General features: G+C 62.0%; 15 protein-coding genes. 5 read left to right on the top strand and 10 right to left on the bottom strand.

Annotation, left to right across the window (positions count from 1 at the left end):
• Positions 1-25: 25 nt before the first annotated feature.
• A complete protein-coding gene (locus tag WCL58_RS21500) occupies positions 26-1276 on the bottom strand; it encodes a valine--pyruvate transaminase (RefSeq protein ID WP_004933935.1) in 1251 nt (416 codons plus the stop codon).
• 135 nt (positions 1277-1411) lie between these two features.
• Positions 1412-3475, bottom strand: coding sequence for an alpha-amylase (locus WCL58_RS21495; protein WP_336851588.1), 2064 nt, complete (start codon positions 3473-3475; stop codon positions 1412-1414).
• 195 nt (positions 3476-3670) lie between these two features.
• Here WCL58_RS21495 and WCL58_RS21490 point away from each other — a divergent pair, with 195 nt between their 5' ends.
• Positions 3671-3823 (top strand): hypothetical protein, encoded by a 153-nt coding sequence (locus WCL58_RS21490; protein ID WP_187181583.1) that lies wholly within the window; start codon positions 3671-3673, stop codon positions 3821-3823.
• Position 3824: 1 nt separating this feature from the next.
• On the opposite strand, the gene ghrB is transcribed toward WCL58_RS21490, so the two are convergent.
• From ghrB to WCL58_RS21450, 8 genes are all read right to left on the bottom strand, one after another.
• Entirely contained in the window at positions 3825-4802 is a 978-nt protein-coding gene (gene ghrB / locus WCL58_RS21485; protein WP_060424337.1) for a glyoxylate/hydroxypyruvate reductase GhrB, read from the bottom strand.
• 73 nt (positions 4803-4875) lie between these two features.
• Positions 4876-6144 (bottom strand): MFS transporter, encoded by a 1269-nt coding sequence (locus WCL58_RS21480; RefSeq protein WP_060424334.1) that lies wholly within the window; start codon positions 6142-6144, stop codon positions 4876-4878.
• Positions 6145-6284: 140 nt separating this feature from the next.
• On the bottom strand, positions 6285-7250 hold the full coding sequence (locus tag WCL58_RS21475; RefSeq protein WP_060424404.1) for a sugar kinase: 966 nt from the start codon (positions 7248-7250) through the stop codon (positions 6285-6287).
• Positions 7251-7257: 7 nt separating this feature from the next.
• Entirely contained in the window at positions 7258-8010 is a 753-nt protein-coding gene (locus WCL58_RS21470; protein ID WP_060424332.1) for a sugar phosphate isomerase/epimerase family protein, read from the bottom strand.
• Positions 8011-8176: 166 nt separating this feature from the next.
• Positions 8177-9211, bottom strand: a complete 1035-nt coding sequence (locus WCL58_RS21465; protein ID WP_038875990.1) for a LacI family DNA-binding transcriptional regulator — start codon at positions 9209-9211, stop codon at positions 8177-8179.
• 126 nt (positions 9212-9337) lie between these two features.
• Positions 9338-10000: an OmpA family lipoprotein gene (locus WCL58_RS21460; protein ID WP_016929583.1), complete on the bottom strand. Its 663-nt coding sequence runs from the start codon at positions 9998-10000 to the stop codon at positions 9338-9340.
• Positions 10001-10254: 254 nt separating this feature from the next.
• Positions 10255-10701 carry an N-acetyltransferase gene (locus WCL58_RS21455; protein WP_049200599.1) on the bottom strand — a complete coding sequence of 149 codons (447 nt, stop codon included), beginning with the start codon at positions 10699-10701 and terminating at the stop codon, positions 10255-10257.
• Positions 10698-11264 carry a DNA-3-methyladenine glycosylase I gene (locus WCL58_RS21450; protein ID WP_038875986.1) on the bottom strand — a complete coding sequence of 189 codons (567 nt, stop codon included), beginning with the start codon at positions 11262-11264 and terminating at the stop codon, positions 10698-10700. Before WCL58_RS21450 ends, WCL58_RS21455 begins: the two co-directional genes overlap by 4 nt.
• Before the next feature lie 196 nt (positions 11265-11460).
• On the opposite strand from WCL58_RS21450, the gene WCL58_RS21445 reads away from it, so the two are divergent.
• From WCL58_RS21445 to WCL58_RS21430, 4 genes are all read left to right on the top strand, one after another.
• Positions 11461-13449: an autotransporter outer membrane beta-barrel domain-containing protein gene (locus WCL58_RS21445; protein WP_089186628.1), complete on the top strand. Its 1989-nt coding sequence runs from the start codon at positions 11461-11463 to the stop codon at positions 13447-13449.
• Between the two features lie 745 nt (positions 13450-14194).
• A complete protein-coding gene (gene glyQ, locus WCL58_RS21440; protein WP_004933966.1) occupies positions 14195-15112 on the top strand; it encodes a glycine--tRNA ligase subunit alpha in 918 nt (305 codons plus the stop codon).
• Positions 15113-15121: 9 nt separating this feature from the next.
• Positions 15122-17191, top strand: a complete 2070-nt coding sequence (glyS, locus tag WCL58_RS21435; RefSeq protein ID WP_038875981.1) for a glycine--tRNA ligase subunit beta — start codon at positions 15122-15124, stop codon at positions 17189-17191.
• A gap of 368 nt (positions 17192-17559) precedes the next feature.
• Positions 17560-18279 carry a DUF3053 domain-containing protein gene (locus WCL58_RS21430; RefSeq protein ID WP_016929578.1) on the top strand — a complete coding sequence of 240 codons (720 nt, stop codon included), beginning with the start codon at positions 17560-17562 and terminating at the stop codon, positions 18277-18279.
• Positions 18280-18372 lie beyond the last annotated feature (93 nt).

The raw sequence follows: 18372 nt of genomic DNA, 5'->3' as shown, positions 1-18372 counted from the left end.
TCGGTCGATTTTCAATCAGCTGGCGTTAGCCTTCCTGATGCGCGCGTTCGATCTCTTCCGCCAGGATCGCTACGCCGCGCTCGATTTTCTCCGGGTCGGGCACGTAGTTCATGCGCATGCACTGGTGGGTGTGCGGCCAGTCGTGCTCCAGCCCCGGGAAGAAGTAGTGGCCCGGCACCATCAGCACGCCGCGCTTTTTCAGGCGCTGATACAGCACTTCGGTGGTGATCGGCAGATCCTTGAACCACAGCCAGAGGAAGATAGCCCCTTCCGGTTTGTGGATCAGGCAGCGCTCCGGCGACAGGTAGCGGCGGATAATCTCGATGGTGTGCTCGACGCGCTGTTTGTAGAACGGGCGAATCACCTCGTTCGACAGGCGCAGCAGATCGCCGCGCGCGATCATTTCCGTCGCCATCGCCGGCCCCATGCTGCCCGGCGACAGGCTGATGATGCCGTTCATGTTGGTCAGCGCGGTGATCACCTTCTCGTCGGCGATCACGATGCCGCAGCGCGAGCCCGGCAGGCCGAGCTTGGACAGACTCATGCACAGGATGGTGTTCGGGTTCCACAGCGGCGTGGCGTCGCTGAAGATGATGCCGGGGAACGGCACGCCATAGGCGTTGTCGATCACCAGCGGAATATCGCGCTGCTGTGCCAGCAGGTCGAGCTTCATCAGCTCTTCGTCGGTGATCACGTTGCCGGTCGGGTTGGTCGGCCGTGAAACGCAGATCATGCCGATGTCGTCGCCGATGGTGAGGTGTTCGAAATCAACGTGATACTTGAACTGGCCATCCGGCAGCAGCTCGATGTTCGGCTTGGCGGAGACGAACAGCCCTTCGTCCAGCCCGGCGTCGGCATAGCCGATATATTCCGGCGCCAATGGGAACAGCACGCGGCGGCGCGAACCGTCGGCATAGCGGCCGGCGAACAGGTTGAACAAGTAGAAAAACGCGCTTTGGCTGCCGTTCGTCAGTGCAATATTCTGTGGCGAAATCTCCCAGCCGAGCTCGTCGCGCAGCAGATTGGCCAGCGCTTTCAGCAGCGCGTCCTTGCCTTGCGGGCCGTCGTAGTTGCACAGCGCTTCGGTCAGTTTGCCCTGATCGAGCATCTCCTGGCACAGCTGTTTGAAGTAGGCTTCCATCTCTGGGATCTGCGCCGGGTTGCCGCCGCCGAGCATGATGGCACCGGGGGTGCGCAGGCCTTCGTTCAGGTCGTCCATCAAACGGGTAATGCCCGCATAACGGGTAAATTTTTCGCCGAAAAGTGAGAAAGTCATAGGTGCAGCAGTACTGTTTCTTAGCAGGTAATCCCCCACCATACCGCCAGACAAATCCCGCTGCAATGCGGCCGACAAATCGACCAATGGGCACAAACTTCGCCCATTGGCCGATTGGTAGCATATTACACTGGATTATTGTGACCGTTCGCCGGCCCACACCACCATCACCTTATCGTCGCCGAGCCGGCGGCTGAAGGCGTAGTAGGCGGCGTGCGGCTGCGGGGTTTGCACGCCGCCGCCGATCGCCGGGTGGCGAGCGCGGAACTGCCCCAACCGTTGCCAGTGGGCCAGCAGCGGGGCTTTTTCTCCCAGCAGCTCACGCCAGTTCATGTCGGAGCGGGTGCCCTGCAGCGGATCGGAACCGGTTGGGCCGAGCGGGCGGCCGCTTTCATCGCCGTAGTAAATCTGCACCGCGCCCGGCGCCAGCAACAGCAGGTTCGCCGCCCGCTGTTGCAGCGGCAGCGAGCCTTTGGCGTCGCTGGCGAAGAACAGCCGGGTGTCGTGCGAAGAGAGGTAGCTCAGCACGTTGAAATCCTGCAGCCGCTCGGCCATCTGCCGGTAGGTGGCATCGATGTCGGCAAAGCAGCCCAATGCCTGCGCCGCCTGGTCCTGGAAGTCGAAGTTGATCATCGCGTCGAAGCCGTTTTGGTAATAGTCGCTTTTCATCACCCCGTGGCCCCAGGCCTCGCCGGTCATCCAAAACGGCGCGTCATCCAGCGCCTGCTGCGGATGCTCCGCTTTCCACGCCGCTAATGCCGCCGTGGCGCGCTGTTTCAACAGCGCCAGCGTCGGTTTTTCCACGTGCTTGGCGGTATCGACGCGGAAACCGTCGATGCCGTAATCGCGCACCCACTGGCTGAGCCAGACGGTCAGGTAATCGCGGGTGGTGGCGCCGGGAATGTCGCGCGCGGCGGTGTCGGGTTTGTGGCGATAGAACAGCGGCAGGCCGCTGGCGCCGGGCGCTTCGGTTTTGATGTCCGGCAGGAAGGCCAGCGACATCGTCAGGTCGTCATAGCCCGGTGAGTCATAGTCGCTGATGTCGGTGCGGATCCAGTTTTTCCCCCACCATTGGCGCCAGCCCGCTTTGTCGCTGAAGTTGATGTAGTCGTTGAAGCTGTGCCAGTTTTGCCCCGGTCCGGGGCGCCAGTCGCTCCAGTTTTTCCCCAGGGTTTTCTCCACCTCTGTACCTTGCAGATACAGCGAGCCGAAGTGGAACGTCTGCATATCCGCCAGCGTGGCGTAACCGACATGGTTCACCACCACGTCGAACAGAATGCGAATGCCGCGCCGATGCGCCTGCTCGACCAGCGTGCGCAGCTCCTGTTCGGTGCCCATGTTGGCGTCGAGGCGAGTCCAGTCCAGCGCGTAATAGCCGTGATAGGCGTAATGCGGGAAATCGCCTTTGGTGCCGCCGCCAACCCAGCCGTGGATCTGCTCCAGCGGCGAGCTGATCCACAAGGCGTTGACGCCCAGCTGCTGCAGATAATCCAGCTTCTGCGTCAGGCCGGCCAGATCGCCGCCGTGAAAGGTGCCTATTTCCTGCAGGCCGTCGCTGCGGCGCCCGTAGCTGTGGTCATTGGCCGGGTTGCCGTTCTCAAAGCGATCGGTCAGCACGAAGTAAACCGTGGCGTTATGCCAGCTGAACGCCGCCGGTTTCGCCGTGGCGGCGGATTCCAGCAGCAACAGGCCGCCGCTGGCGGCGGCGGGCTGCAGCGTGATTTTCCCCTGGCTCACCTGCGCCGTTTGACCGGAATAGAAATCGCGCAGCGTTTCGCCTTCGGCGAAGGTGGAGGCGACGTCGACCGTGACCGGCTTGCCGTCCCAGCGCGGGCAGCTGCGGACGGCAACGGCGGTGCTTTCCGGCGCGCTGCTCAGGCTGAGCTGCAGCGTCGGCGTGCCGCTGCGGGTGTCGATGCGCACCTGATAGTCGCCGGCGCGGAACTGCCGCCAGCTGACCGGCGGATGAGTGCCGCAGGGCTGCAGCGACAGCGTCTGGTTAAGCTTCACCGCCTCGGCCGGCTGCCAGCAATGGTTATCCTGATACAGCCGCAGCGGCAGCTGGCCTTTGGGCAGCGCGGCCTGGCTGGCGAACAGCCCGGCGGCCGTTTCGTCGAAGGCCGGGAAGCCCGGCAGCGTCCAGCCGGCCAGCGCCGAAGGCGACAGCAGCATCAACAAGGGCAGGGGTAACAGTTTCATGGCTCTCCTTACGCGCGGCAGGAAGCGTTTTTTCGCAGGGTAGCGCCCAGTGTGGCAAACGGTGGAAAAATGGCCTCCTCCCTGCGGGGGGTTTTCGGGGAGGAGAGGAAGGGCGGAGCGTTTTCGGATTGATTCGGCTTGGCTTTGCGCGCGCGCTGCGGCAGATTAAACGATGAACATCAAAGGAGGTTAGCGATGACGGACAAAAACTGGCGAGAAGAGATCGTTCAGGCAATTCAGGATGCCGAATTGCAGCACTTCGCCGAAGAACATCAGCTGCAGGCGCTGTTCGCACCGCAGCAGGAAGAGCAACACGGCCGGTTATCCGCAGAGCACCGGCCGCGCTGAGTTATTTCCGCAACAGCTGCGGGTTGACGCAGTTTTCTTTCACCGTGCCGGTCAACGCGGCGATCAAATTATCCACCGCGCAGGCGGCCATGCCGTAGCGCGTTTCATGGGTGGCGGAGCCGATGTGCGGCAACGCCACCACGTTCGGCATGCTGAGCAGCGGCGAGTTGGCCGGCAGCGGCTCTTTCTCGAACACGTCCAACCCGGCGGCGTGGATCACGCCGTTTTGCAGCGCTTCGATCAGCGCCTGCTCATCCACCACCGGCCCGCGGCCGGCGTTGATCAGAATGCCGCTTTTCTTCATTTTCGCCAGCTGTTCGCGGCCGATCATGTGGAAGGTTTGTTCGGTCAGCGGCAGCGTGATGCAAACGAAATCCGACTCGGCCAGCAGGGTGTCCAGATCGCAGCGGCGCGCGTTGAAGCGCTGTTCCGCCTCTTCATGCGTGCGGCGGGCGTTGTACAGCACCGGCATGCCGAAGCCGAAATGCGCGCGCTGCGCCAGCGCCAGGCCGATGCGCCCCATGCCGAGGATGCCGATGGTTTTATGGTGCACGTCGACGCCGAACCAGTCCGGCCCGATGCTGCCGCGCCATTCGCCGGCCTTCACCCGCTCGGCCACTTCCACCACCCGGCGCGCGGTCGCCAGCACCAGGCTCATGATGGTGTCGGCGACGGTTTCGGTCAGCACCGTCGGGGTGTGCATCAGCAGCACGTTATGGGCGTTGAGCGCCTCGACGTCGAAGTTGTCGTAGCCGACGGAAACGGTCGAGGCCGCGCGCAGTTTGGGTGCCTGCTGCAGGAAGGCTTCGTCAATTTTACCGCCGGAACCGATGATCCCTTCGGCCTGCTGCAGCGCCTGGCGCAGTTCGTCGCGGTTCTCCGGCTGCAGGCCGTTGAAGGCGTGCACGGTGAAGTGCTGTTCCAGACGTTCACGCAGATCGGCAGGCAGGCTTTTGTACAATACGATAGAAGGCTTCATCACGAACTCCAGCTGGGCCAAAGGGGGCATGGCGCCCCCCCGGTTGGGTTAACAGATAAAAAGTATAACCGGATCAAGCCAATTGCGGCTGGATCTCGTTGCGGGCGGGTTTGACGATCAGCGTCAGCACCACCGCCACCACCAGTGCGATGGCCATAAACATGTAAGAGGCCGCCGGGCTGCCGGTGGCGCCATTCAGATAGCCGACGAACCACGAACCGAAGAACGACCCCAGCGCGCCCATGCTGTTGATCAGCGCCATGGCGCCCCCGGCGACGTTTTTCGGCAGCATTTCCGGAATGATGGCGAAGAACGGCCCGTAGGGGGCGTACATCGCGGCGCCGGCGACCACCAGCAGGCCGTAGGAGATCCAGAAGTGGTTGGTGCCGACGGCGTAAGAGCCGAAGAACGCCAGCGCGCCGATCAGTAGCAGCGGCCAGACGAACAGCTTGCGGTTTTGCATTTTGTCCGACGCCCAGGAGACCACGATCATGGCGATGGTCGCCGCCAGGTAAGGCACCGCCGACAGCCAGCCGGCTTCCACCATGCCCATCTGCATGCCGCTGCGCAGGATGGAAGGCAGCCACAGCACGAAGCCGTACACGCCGATGCTCCAGGCGAAGTACTGCACGCACAGCAGGATCACGTTGCGCGAACGGAAGGCTTCGCCGTAGTTGCGCACGGCCTTGATGCCTTTCTGCTCTTCGTCCAGCTGCTGTTGCAGCGCCAGTTTCTCCTCGGCGCTCAGCCAGCCGGCCTGCGCCGGTTTGTCTTTCGCCAGCACCCACCAGCAGAACGCCCAGATAACCGCCGGAATGCCCTCGATGATGAACATTTCGCGCCAGCCGAAAGCGTGAATGAGATAACCGGACACCACCGACATCCACAGCACCGTCACCGGATTGCCGAGGATCAGGAAAGTATTGGCGCGTGACCGTTCCGATTTAGTGAACCAGTTACTGATGTAGATCAGCATCGCCGGCATCACTGCCGCTTCCACCACGCCGAGGATAAAGCGGATGGCGGCCAACATCGGGATATTGCTGACCACGCCGGTCAGCGAGGCGCAACCGCCCCACAGGATCAGGCACCAGAAGATCAATTTTTTGACGCTGCGGCGTTCGGCGTAGATGGCGCCGGGAATTTGGAAGAAGAAATAACCGAGGAAAAACAGCGCACCCAGCAGCGAGGCCATGCCTTTGGTGATGCCGAGATCTTCATTGATGCCGGCGGCAGAGGCGAAGCTGAAGTTGGCGCGATCGAGATAGGCCAGGCTGTAGGTGATAAACACGATGGGCATGATGTACCACCAGCGTTTGGCCGCGACAGTCGCTTTGTTCATGTTCAGTATCCTTCAGTGGTGTTGCATCCCCTTCGCCCGGCACGCTGGGCATGCAAGACAAAGGGGCAGATGCTCTCCCGACGCGTCCCGGTTGTAGGGCCAGAGGCTGACGTCATGCGGAGAAGTCGTTTTTTTTATTGTTATTCGGCCAGCGCCGCGCGGGTTGGCAGGCCTTCGCTGTCGCCGATGGCCTGGATCGCCAGCGAACCGATTTTGTTGCCGCGCTGCACCGCCTGTATCAGCGTTTTTCCTTCCAGCAGGGCGCTGAGGGTGCCGACGGCAAAGCCATCACCGGCACCGACGGTATCCACCACGTTGTCGACCTTCACTGCGGCCACTGCCGCCTTGTCACCGGCGGCGGTTTTAAACCAGGCGCCGTCCGGGCCGGTTTTGATGATCACCGCCTGCACGCCGCGTTCCAGATAGAAATCGGCGATGCCTTCCGGCGTCGATTGGCCGGTGAGGATCTGCCCCTCTTTCAGCCCCGGCAGCACCCAGTCGGCGGCGAATGCCAGCTGGTTCAGCTGCTCGATCATCACCTCGCGGCTAGGCCACAGCACCGGACGCAGGTTGGGGTCGAACGAAATGGTTTTGCCCATGGCGCGCATTTCGCGCGCCGCATGGTGGCACAGGGCCAGCGACTCGCTGGACAGCGCCGCTGCAACGCCGCTCAGGTGCAGGTGGCGTGCGGAACCGAAATACTCAGGGTCGAAATCGGCGACCGACAGGTGGCTGGCCGCCGAGCCTTTGCGGAAGTATTCCACGCTGGGATCGGTACCATCGGTGGTTTTGGATTTCACCTGAAAACCGGTGGGATAGTGGCCGTCGACCGTCACCTGCCGGTAGTTGATGCCTTCTTTTTTCAGCTGCTGCAGGGTGAAGCGGCCGAACGAATCGTTGCCGACGCGGCTGACCCAGCCGACGTTCATGCCCAGACGCGCCAGGCCGATCGCCACGTTCAATTCGGCGCCGGCGATGCGTTTGGTGAAGGTTTCCACCTCCGCCAAATCGCCGGTTTGCGCCGCCACGAACATCGCCATGGCTTCGCCCAGCGTGACCACATCCAGGGGCGCCTGCTGCGCCGTCGTTGCCGTTAACGTTGTCATCATGGGGTTACTCCGCACGCAAGATATTGACGTAATGGCGGGTGACGGCTTCCAGATCATCGCCCTGCAACGGGAATTCGATGCCGCGCGGCGCATCGTGCGGCAGGCGGGCCAGCAGATCGCGCCAGCTGCCGTCGGTATCGTCCAGCGCGACGGCGCGCCAGCCACGCGGGCCTTGGGTGGCGGCTTTGACGTGCACGTAACCGACGTGGCGGGCCAGGCGTTCGGCGGCGGCGAAGGCGTCTTGCCCCACCCACAGCCAGTTGGCCATATCGAAGGTCATGCTGACCGGCAGGTGGCTATCTTCTGCGGCGTGGAAAAAGGCGTTCAGCATCGACAAAATGCCGCAGTCCGGCGTCTGATCGTTCTCGACCACCAGTTTGACCGGGTGCTGCTCCAGCGCCACTTTCAGCTCGGTAAAATCGAAGCCGGGGCGGAAATGGCCGAGGGACAGCTTCAACCGGCGCGCGTTCAGCGCCTGCGCTTCTGCCAGCAGCGCAGGCAGGTTGGGGTTCAGCGTATGTTGCGGGGTGAACAGCGCCTCAGGGGCGGAGTAGACGGCGAACAGCTGCTGGCGATCGATCTCTTGCGCCAGGGCCGGCAGGCTGTCCAGTTCGCCGGCGGCGAACAGTTCGCGGCGGATCTCGACCCCGTCGGCGCCTGCGCCGGCGATGATGGGCAACAGCGCGCGCTGGCCGCCGTGTTGTTTGACGGTATCGGTGCCGTAGGCGCCGGTGACCACGATGATTTCTGTTTTCATTTTGACTCCTGAGGCGGCATTGTCGCCGCCGCTGCTGTTACCGGTACGTTAAATGGAACCGGTTCCAGCGGAAAGCGACAGAGTGTAAAAATATGATCGCAATCACGAAGCTGAGCAAAAAACAGCCGATGAGGGCGGGGCGGGCAACGGCCCCGGAGAAGGCGGGTTAGCGGGTGGTGGAGCCGCGGACGATCAGCTCGCCGGAGAACATCTGCTCGCCGCTGGGGGCAGCCAGGCCCTGAATGCGCTGCACCAGCCGCTCCAGCGCCGCGTGCCCCATTTGGTAGGTGGGCTGTTTCAGCGTGGTGATGCCGACGCCCGCCAGCTCCGCCCACTCCAGCTCGTCGAAGCCCAGCAGGCCGATGTCGTTGCCCCACTGAATGCCGAGCCGGCGCATGGCGCGCGCCACCTGCAGCGTCAGGGCGCCGTTAGCGGAGATCACCGCCTTGCGCATGCCGCGATGGCGGCCGCTGAAATCGCTCAGCACCTGCTCCAGCTTCTGCCGATCGTTGAGCGGCGTTTCGGCCTGCTCCGCCAACAGCGTGGGGTGCTGCGCCATGGTGTGTCTGAAAGCGTGCAGGCGTTCGAGACGGGTATTGACCGTACCGAGCGGCTCGCTGAGGAACAGGATTGCTTCGAAACCTTGTTGCAGCAGATGTTCGGTGGCGACGGTGGCGGCTTCGCGGTTGTTCAGGCCCACCACGTCGCAGGCGAAGTCGGGGATTTTGCGGTCGATCAGTACCATCGGCAGCATCGACTGTTGCAGCGTGGATAACGCTTCCTCGCGCATGCCGACCGCGTTGACCACGATGCCTTCCACCCGGTAACTGCTGAGCAGCTGCAGGTAGTGCTGTTCCTGATTGACTTCGTTGTTGGTGTTACACACCAGCAGGGTAAAGCCGTGCTGGCGGCAGGCGGCCTCGATGCCGCGCATCACGTCCACCGAATAGGGGTTGGTGATATCGGCGAGGATCAGGCCGATCAGGCGGGTCTGGCCGCCTTTCAGGCTGCGCGCCATCTGGCTTGGCCGATAGTCGAGCTGCCGGATCGCCTGTTCGATGCGCTGTTTGAGATCGTCGGAAAGCAGGTGTTGTTCACCATTCAGATAGCGCGACACGCTGGTCTTGCCGGTTTTGGCGATGCTGGCCACATCGCTGATGGTGGCGCGCCCTGAGGCGCGCGTTGCCTTGACAGTGCTCACAGCCGATCCCTCCTGCGGTTAATTGCCAAGGAGACTACCATACCCGATGTGCGGGCGGGAGTATTGAAGGGTAAGGAGAAAATCGCAGGGAGGCGGCGGGGCGCCGGTTGCGCGCCCCGCACGGGATTACTGCAGCGGGCTGAGGGTGATCTCGACGCGGCGGTTTTGCGCCTTGCCTTCCGCGGTGCTGTTGGAGGCGATCGGGTTGTCCGGGCCGGCACCGGTGGTGCGGATACGGTTTGCCGCCACGCCCTGGGTGATCAGCGCGCTGGCTACGCCGTCGGCGCGCTGCTGCGACAGGTTCATGTTGAGCGATCGGGAGCCGGTGCTGTCGGTGTAGCCGACAACGTTGACCGCGGTTTTCGGGTACTCTTTCAGCACCATGGCGACGCCGGTCAGGGTGTTGGCGCCCGCCGGTTTCAGCGTGGCGCTGCTGCTGTCGAAGGTCACGTTGTTCGGCATGTTCAGCACGATGTTGTCGCCCTGGCGGGTGACGCTGACACCGGTGCCTTTCATCTTGTCGCGCAGTTTGGCTTCCTGCACGTCCATGTAATAACCTGCGCCGCCGCCCAGTGCCGCACCGGCCGCCGCGCCGATCAGCGCGCCCTTGCCGCGATCTTTCTTGGAAGAGGACAGCACGCCGACACCGGCGCCCAGTGCGGCCCCGAGGCCTGCGCCGATGCCGGATTTGCCGACCTCGGATTCGCCGGTGTATGGGTTAGTGGTACAGGCCGACAGCGTGAGCGCTACGCTCACTGCGCCGGCAATAATTGCAATGCGTTTTTTCATGTTCTTGTCCTTAATGGCATCAAAATCTGTACGCGCCTGCCCAAAACGGGGGCGCAAAAAATAGGCGACGCAGGTGGGGCCCGCGTCACCGCGCTACTATGACGCGTTGACTCGCCGGCAGTTCCGGAGAAAAACGTGACAAATGATGAGCGCGGGGAAGTGCTGGGGGGAGTTATGCGACAAAACGCCGGGCGGCGCCATGCAGCGGATTCCTAATTGCGCGCATCCGGGGTGTGGATGCGCCTTTTTTAAGCCTAATGGGTTGAATTTTCGACTGCCGACCAGTTCATGATTAGCGTATAGGCCTGGGTTTCTTCATTGAACAGGCGCTGCGTCACCTGAAAGCCGTGCTTGTGGTAGAACGCGCAGGCACGCAGGTTCTGCTGGTACACCTCCAGGCTGAGCCGGCGGTAGCGCTGCTGCACGTGCGTCATCAGCGCCTGGGCGACGCCGCGGCCGTGAAACGCCCGATCGACAAACAGCGCGCCGATGAACTGCTCGTCCAGCACGCTGATAAAGCCGACGATCTCGTCGTGATGCCAGCAGGCCCAGCTTTGCGCGCGCGGCAGGTAGTTTTCCCGCACCAGCGCGGCGCTCTCACGCCAGTACTTTTCCGCCACGAACGGATGGGCGGCGATGGTGCTGGGCAGCCACAGCGCCATCAGCCGTTCGATATCCTCCGGTCCACAGGGGCGGATCACCGTGGCTTTGGGTAGCAGATGCACCCCGTCAGATGATCGTTCACCAGCCCGCTGGCCTGCATGAAGGCGTAACAAATGGTGGAGCCGATAAACTTGAAGCCGCGCTTTTTCAGCGCTTTGGACATGGCGTCGGACTGTTCGGTTTTGGCCGGCACCTGGTTCAGCGCCTGCCAGCGATTGAGCTGCGGCCGGCCGCCGACGAAGTCCCAAATGAAAGCGACGAAATCTTCGCCGGCCGCTTCCATCGCCAGATAGGCTTTGGCGTTGGTGATGATGGCTTCTATCTTGCCGCGGTGGCGGATGATGCCGCTGTCCTGCAGCAGGTTTTCCACGTCCTCTGTGGTCATGGCGGCGACACGCTGCGGATCGAAACCGTGGAAAGCGCGACGGTAATTCTCGCGCTTTTTCAGAACGGTGATCCAGGAAAGGCCGGCCTGTTGCCCCTCCAGACACAGCATTTCAAACAGTTCGCGCGCGTCGGTGGTGGGCGCGCCCCATTCCTTGTCGTGATACTCGAGATACAACGGATCGGCCGTCACCCAACCGCAACGTTCGTCTGCCATCCTGACTGTCCTTATGCTGTGTTTATGAACAGTAATCATCGCTCGTAGCGCCGAACTTGGCAAGCCTCTGATTGTTTTGTCATCAGCCCGCTTGACGTGACGAAAAAGCCGACAATAGTTACTACATGGCCGGTGGAAAACCGGTCAACGATAAAAACGACATTGCCTTCATTTGCAGGCTCTCAGGAGTCGATTCATGCCTCTAAAAATAACGTGCATGCCCCGCCCGGCGGCGCTTGCAGTGGCGCTACTTTGCAGTGTGACCCTACCGGCTCAGGCGTACGATCAACTGTACGTCTTTGGCGACAGCCTGAGCGATACCGGCAACAACGGCCGGTTCACCTATGACGGCAACCAGCACTTGCTGTACGACGAAGCGTTGGCGCAACGCATCGGGGCGGCGCTGGTGGCTTCGGACAACGGCGGTGAAAACTACGCCGCCGGCGGCGCCGTGGCGGTGCCGGGCCTGAACCCGGTCGACAACACCCAGGATCAGGTGCAGCGCTATCTGAACCGGGTCAATGGCCAGGCCGACGGCGACGGGCTGTATATTCATTGGATCGGCGGCAACGATCTGGCGGCGGCGGCGCTGAATGCCGCTACCGCGCCCGGCGTGGCCTATAACAGCGCTGCGGCCGCCGCTGCGCAGGTGCATTCGCTGCTGAACGCCGGCGCCGGCACGGTGATCGTGCCAACGGTGCCGAACATCGGCTCCACGCCGCAGCTGATGGAATTGATCATTCAACAGGCGCTGTCGCCGGTGCAGGGGGCGGCGATCCAGGCGGCCTATGCCACGCTTAATTCGGTGGCGACGCCGGACAACGCTTCACGCACGCAGGCGATCCACGCGGCGTTGGCCGCCGCGGCGAAGCAGGGCAGCGCCATTCCTCAGGTGCAGCAGGCGATCGCCGCGCAGCTTATCGCGGCGTATGACAGCCTGAGCGCGCAGGCCGCCCAGCTGACCGATTTCTATAATCAAAGTGAAGACCGTCTGCTGGCGCAGGGCGGCGGCAATATCGTGCGGGTGGACGTCAACAAGCTGTTCGCCGAAGCGATCGCCAATCCGGCGCAGTTCGGCTTCGCCAACACCGCCGGTATGGCTTGCCCGCCGGGCGTTTCCTCGGCGGTTTGCCGTTCCGATATGCCCGGCTTCGACGCCAGCCAGTCCTATCTGTTCTCCGACCATTTCCACCCCAGCCCGCAGGCGCACCTGCTGATTGCGGATTATATCCAGGCGGTGTTGGATGGCCCGGCGCAGGTGGTGGCGCTGAATCAGGCGACCGCGGCGATGGCGCGCGACAGCCGCGCCACGCTCGACAGTCGCTTCCAGCAGCTGCGCAACGGCGACAACCCGCAGGGATCGCTGGGCGTGTTCGGCGGTTACGCCGGCCAGCACTACGACTATGCCGATAACCGGGCGGCGGGGGACGGCAACGCCACTACCCACAACCTGACCGTCGGCGTGGACTATCAGCTGACCGACGGTTGGTTAATCGGCGCGTTGATCGCCGGTTCCAACGACGATCAGCATCCTTCCAGCCGCTTTGATTACAAGTCGCGCGGGCTGCTGCTGTCGGCCTTCAGTTCGCTGGCGCTATTCGAGCATGGCTGGGTCAACGCCGATCTGCACTATGCGACGATGGATTATGACGACATCCGCCGCAGCATGCGGCTGGGGCCGCTGACGCGCACCGAAACCGGTTCGACCACCGGCAAGCAGTGGGGCGCGCGCGTGACCGCCGGCTATGACTTCCCGATTACTTCTTACCTGACCACCGGGCCGGTCGCGCAGTTCGCCTGGGATTACAGCCGCGTTTCCGGCTACGGTGAAGATGGCGATGACAGCACCGCCATGCGCTTCAACGATCAAACTTATCACTCGCAGATCGGCGCGCTGGGTTGGCGGCTGGATACGCAATTCGGCGTGTTTAACCCTTATGCGGAAGTGAGTTATCAGCATCAGTTCGGCGACGACGTCTACCGCGCCGGCGGTGGCCTGAAATCGACGCAAACCTCGTTCACCCGCGACAGTGCGGGCCAGGACAAAAACTGGGTGGATGTCACGCTGGGGGCCAACATGCCGTTGACGGACAGGGTATCGGCCTTCGCCACCGTGTCGCAAACCGGCGGGCTGAGCAGCGGCGAGCAGTTTATGTATAACGTCGGCGTCAGCGCGCGTTTTTGAATTGGCCATCGGCGCGCTCAACGGCGCAGGAGAAGCCATAAGGGCTGATAAGGGATTTAAGCGGGGGGCGGCCTGGCGTGAATTATGCGGGCCGCAATGACGTTGGCGGAAATACAAAAAAAAACTGATCCTATGAAAGGATCAGGTAGCCACTTGGCCAACACCAGGGAAAATTTTATTTATTATTGTATAACCAAAGATTAACTGTCAATTTGTTTCTGTGGCCCGTTTGCGCCGTATTTCATCCCTGACCTTCCCTTCATACCCAGAGCCTCGGTCCGCCGTGCGCTATCGCCTTATTTTTCACGTTCATAAGAAATAATCTGGCACTTGATCACATTATCTCTCGGTGAGGGGAGTTTTTTAGTTGATAAAATTAACAAAAATAACATTGGCGCAACTTTATCTTGTGGCAAATATAAGGATATGCGTACGCAAATCAGCCTGAATTTGGCCGGCGAGGGGAGATATCGCGTTCAGCTAATTGCTTATTTAAACGGCGGTGAGTGATATTTTTGTTAAGCTCATCTAATGGATTTGGCGGCGTCACGCCTTTCAGGCCGGCTCGTGGATGGCGAGGGGGCCGGCCGGAGCGCTGTGTCTTCACGCTGCGGCCGACGTGTGAAAATCCAGCGCTTCTCGCCCCGATTCGCACTTGTTGCCGGATTCTGGCTGTATATCTTACGGTCAAAGGGTATACTGGCCCATTCCATCTAAATCCACTTGTATCGCGTGCGAATTCAACATGCAAAAGTTTGATACCAAGACCTTCCAGGGCCTGATCCTGACACTGCAGGATTATTGGGCGCGCCAGGGCTGCACCATCGTTCAACCATTGGACATGGAAGTCGGCGCGGGAACCTCACACCCGATGACGTGCCTGCGCGCACTGGGGCCGGAGCCGATGGCCGCCGCCTATGTGCAGCCATCCCGCCGCCCGACCGACGGCCGCTACGGCGAAAACCCGAACCGTCTCCAGCACTACTACCAGTTCCAGGTGGTGATTAAGCCGTCGCCGGACAACATTCAGGAACTCTACCTGGGCTCGCTGAAAGAGCTGGGTCTGGATCCGACCATCCACGACATTCGCTTCGTGGAAGACAACTGGGAAAACCCGACGCTCGGCGCCTGGGGCCTGGGTTGGGAAGTGTGGCTGAACGGCATGGAAGTGACGCAGTTCACCTACTTCCAGCAGGTCGGCGGCCTGGAGTGCAAGCCGGTGACCGGCGAGATCACCTACGGCCTGGAGCGCCTGGCGATGTACATCCAGGGCGTGGACAGCGTGTACGATCTGGTGTGGAGCAACGGCCCGCTGGGTGTTACCACCTACGGCGACGTGTTCCACCAGAACGAAGTGGAGCAGTCCACCTACAACTTCGAATATGCCGACGTCGACTTCCTGTTCTCCTGCTTCGAGCAGTACGAGAAAGAAGCCCAATCGCTGCTGGCGCTGGAAAAACCGCTGCCGCTGCCGGCCTACGAACGCATCCTGAAGGCGGGCCATACCTTCAACCTGCTGGACGCGCGCAAGGCGATTTCGGTGACCGAGCGTCAACGCTACATTCTGCGCATCCGCACGCTGACCAAAGCCGTTGCCGAAGCCTACTACGCTTCCCGCGAAGCGCTGGGCTTCCCGATGTGCAACAAGAAGAACGAGAACTAAGAGGCAGCCATGACTCAACAGACTTTCCTGGTGGAAATCGGCACGGAAGAGCTGCCGCCGAAGGCGCTTCGTTCCCTGGCGGAATCTTTCGCCGCCAACTTCACCGCCGAGCTGGACAACGCCGGCCTGGAACACGGTGACGTGAGCTGGTTCGCCGCACCGCGCCGCCTGGCGCTGAAAGTGGCCAACCTGAGCGCGGCGCAGGCCGATCGCGAAATTGAAAAACGCGGCCCGGCGATCGCCCAGGCGTTCGACGCCGAAGGCAAACCGAGCAAAGCGGCCGAAGGCTGGGCGCGCGGCTGCGGCATCACCGTCGATCAGGCTGAACGCCTGGTGACCGACAAGGGCGAGTGGTTGATGTACCGCGCCCACGTCAAAGGCCAGTCGGCGCAGCAACTGCTGGCCGGCATGGTCAGCACCGCGCTGGCTAAACTGCCGATCCCGAAACTGATGCGTTGGGGCGACTCCGACGTGCAGTTCGTGCGTCCGGTACATACCGTCACGATGCTGCTGGGCGCCGATCTGATCCCAGGCACCGTGCTGGGCATCGACTCTGCGCGCACCGTGCGCGGCCACCGCTTCATGGGCGAAGCCGAGTTCACCCTCGACAACGCCGACCAATACCCGCAGATCCTGCTGGAGCGCGGCAAAGTGGTCGCCGACTATGAAGCGCGTAAAGCCCTCATCAAGCGCGATGCCGAGCTGGCGGCGCAGAAGATTGGCGGCAAGGCCGATCTGAGCGACAGCCTGCTGGAAGAAGTGGCCTCGCTGGTGGAATGGCCGGTGGTGCTGACCGCTAAATTCGAAGAGAAATTCCTGGCGGTGCCGGCGGAAGCGCTGGTGTACACCATGAAGGGCGACCAGAAGTATTTCCCGGTGTATGACGCCGCGGGCAAACTGCTGCCGAACTTTATCTTCGTGGCCAACATCGAGTCGAAAGACCCGCAACAGATCATCTCCGGTAACGAGAAGGTGGTGCGTCCGCGCCTGGCCGACGCCGAGTTCTTCTTCAACACCGACCGCAAGAAACGCCTGGAAGATAACCTGCCGCGCCTGGAAACCGTGCTGTTCCAACAGCAGCTGGGCACCCTGCGCGACAAAACCGACCGCATTCAGGCGCTGGCGGGCTGGGTTGCCGGCCAGATTGGCGCCGACGTCAACCACGCCACCCGCGCGGGTCTGCTGTCGAAGTGCGACCTGATGACCAACATGGTGTTCGAATTCACCGACACCCAGGGCGTGATGGGCATGCACTACGCGCGCCACGACGGTGAGGCGGAAGACGTCGCCGTTGCGCTGAACGAGCAGTATCAGCCGCGCTACGCCGGCGATGCGCTGCCGCAGTCGCTGGTGGCCTGTTCCCTGGCGATCGCCGACAAGATGGACACCCTGGCCGGCATCTTCGGCATCGGGCAGCATCCGAAAGGCGATAAAGACCCGTTCGCGCTGCGCCGCGCCGCACTGGGCGTGTTGCGCATCATCGTCGAGAAAAACCTGCCGCTGGATCTGCAGACCCTGACCGAAGAGGCCGTGCGCCTGTACGGCAGCAAGCTGACCAACGCCAAGGTGGTCGACGAGGTGGTGGAATTCATGCTGGGCCGCTTCCGCGCCTGGTATCAGGAAGAAGGCCACGCGGTCGATACCATTCAGGCGGTGCTGGCGCGCCGTCCGACCAAGCCGGCCGACTTCGACGCACGCGTCAAGGCGGTGTCTCACTTCCGCACGCTGGAAGCGGCGGCGGCGCTGGCAGCGGCCAACAAACGCGTCTCCAACATTCTGGCCAAGTCCACCGAAACGCTGAACGACAGCGTGCGTGCCTCGGTGCTGAAGGACGCGGCGGAGATCCAGCTGGCGACTCACCTGGTGGTGCTGCGCGACAAGCTGCAGCCGTACTTCGCGGCGGGCAACTACCAGGAAGCGCTGGTGGAGCTGGCCGCGCTGCGCGAGCCGGTGGATGCGTTCTTCGATAACGTGATGGTGATGGCGGACGATGCGGAAGTGCGCGTGAACCGCCTGACGCTGCTGAGCAAGCTGCGTGAACTGTTCCTGCAGGTGGCGGACATCTCCGTGCTGCAGTAAGCGATTCTCTGCCGTGAAAAGGCGCCTGCGGGCGCCTTTTTTTATTTCCGTTTCCTGGGCGCGAAGGCAAGGTCGCCTGGCGACTTGGGGGGCGACTTGGGGGGCGACTTGGGGGGCGACTTGGGGGGCGACTTGGGGGGCGACTTGGGGGGCGACTTGGGGAAATTGAAGCGTCCGGTCGCCGACGGCAATGAACCTCAGTGCGTTTTGCGCACGATTTTCAACCGCATCCGGCCGGGGTAATGCTCACCGCAGGCGGAATCGCGTATCGGAACGCCGCCAGTTGATCTATTCTTATAGGCGCACGGAGTGCGGAAAAAGGGGCGGAGTCCAATGAAAAAGCAGGTTTATAACAGGAGTTATGTCACATGGCGGTAGGGATCCAGAGCAGAGGTTTCGCGCGTTGGTTGGCACCGGTATTGGCATTGTTGGTGGTCATGCAATTGACCGCCTGCGGCGATAAAGAGCCGGAACAGCGCAAAGCATTTATCGATTACTTACAGAATACCGTGATGCGCAGCGGGGCGAACATCCCCACGCTGAGCGAAGATCAGAAGCAGAAGTTCGGCAACTATGCCGGCGATTACGCGATTTTGGTCGGCTTCTCGCAGCAGTTGTCCAAGTCGGTCGGCGCCAGCCTGACCCCGGCGCTGGATCAGATTAACCAGATCCGCACCGCGCAGGACTATCTGAACAAACGCGATGCGCTGCAGCAATCGGTCGGGGCGTTGAACCTGCTGGGCCAGCAGATCCAGTCCGCCAAATCACAGGCGGATACCGCCCGTGCGGCGCTGAAGCAGCCCGACGATCTGAAGGCGGTATACAACCAGGCCTATGACAAAATCGTCACCGCACCGGCCAACGCCCTGATGCCGGCGATCCCGACCACCGCCAGCTTCGTGCAGGATCTGGTGCAGGTTGGCGATTTCCTGCAGAGCCAGGGCAATCAGGTCAGCTTCAACAACAACGGCGTGCAGTTCCGTACCGCGCAGCAGGTGGCGCAGTACAACACCATGATGTCGAATCTGGTGGCCAAACAGCAGAACCTGGTAAACGCGCAGAAAGCCATTCAAAGCGTGACGCAATAAAGCCTCCACGCACGCAGCAGGCCGGCATTGCCGGCCTGTTTTATTTCCCCTCAGCGTTTCCAATAGCTTGCTGGTTTATTGCGCAGGCTTCTG

The sequence above is a fragment of the Serratia sp. TMDUHS_CL genome, from assembly GCF_037137105.1.
GTDB lineage: Bacteria > Pseudomonadota > Gammaproteobacteria > Enterobacterales > Enterobacteriaceae > Serratia > Serratia nevei.
Note: the sequence above shows the minus strand (reverse complement) of the source record. Positions and strands in the feature narration are given on the sequence as shown.

What these genes read in the sequence shown, in the direction of transcription:
- WCL58_RS21445 (WP_089186628.1), top strand. Translation starts at nt 11,461, where the DNA reads ATGCCTCTAAAAATAACGTGCATGCCCCGCCCGGCGGCGCTTGCAGTG.
- WCL58_RS21475 (WP_060424404.1), bottom strand. Translation starts at nt 7,250, where the DNA reads ATGACAACGTTAACGGCAACGACGGCGCAGCAGGCGCCCCTGGATGTG.
- WCL58_RS21460 (WP_016929583.1), bottom strand. Translation starts at nt 10,000, where the DNA reads ATGAAAAAACGCATTGCAATTATTGCCGGCGCAGTGAGCGTAGCGCTC.
- WCL58_RS21495 (WP_336851588.1), bottom strand. Translation starts at nt 3,475, where the DNA reads ATGAAACTGTTACCCCTGCCCTTGTTGATGCTGCTGTCGCCTTCGGCG.
- glyQ (WP_004933966.1), top strand. Translation starts at nt 14,195, where the DNA reads ATGCAAAAGTTTGATACCAAGACCTTCCAGGGCCTGATCCTGACACTG.
- glyS (WP_038875981.1), top strand. Translation starts at nt 15,122, where the DNA reads ATGACTCAACAGACTTTCCTGGTGGAAATCGGCACGGAAGAGCTGCCG.
- ghrB (WP_060424337.1), bottom strand. Translation starts at nt 4,802, where the DNA reads ATGAAGCCTTCTATCGTATTGTACAAAAGCCTGCCTGCCGATCTGCGT.
- WCL58_RS21450 (WP_038875986.1), bottom strand. Translation starts at nt 11,264, where the DNA reads ATGGCAGACGAACGTTGCGGTTGGGTGACGGCCGATCCGTTGTATCTC.
- WCL58_RS21500 (WP_004933935.1), bottom strand. Translation starts at nt 1,276, where the DNA reads ATGACTTTCTCACTTTTCGGCGAAAAATTTACCCGTTATGCGGGCATT.
- WCL58_RS21480 (WP_060424334.1), bottom strand. Translation starts at nt 6,144, where the DNA reads ATGAACAAAGCGACTGTCGCGGCCAAACGCTGGTGGTACATCATGCCC.
- WCL58_RS21490 (WP_187181583.1), top strand. Translation starts at nt 3,671, where the DNA reads ATGACGGACAAAAACTGGCGAGAAGAGATCGTTCAGGCAATTCAGGAT.
- WCL58_RS21430 (WP_016929578.1), top strand. Translation starts at nt 17,560, where the DNA reads ATGGCGGTAGGGATCCAGAGCAGAGGTTTCGCGCGTTGGTTGGCACCG.
- WCL58_RS21470 (WP_060424332.1), bottom strand. Translation starts at nt 8,010, where the DNA reads ATGAAAACAGAAATCATCGTGGTCACCGGCGCCTACGGCACCGATACC.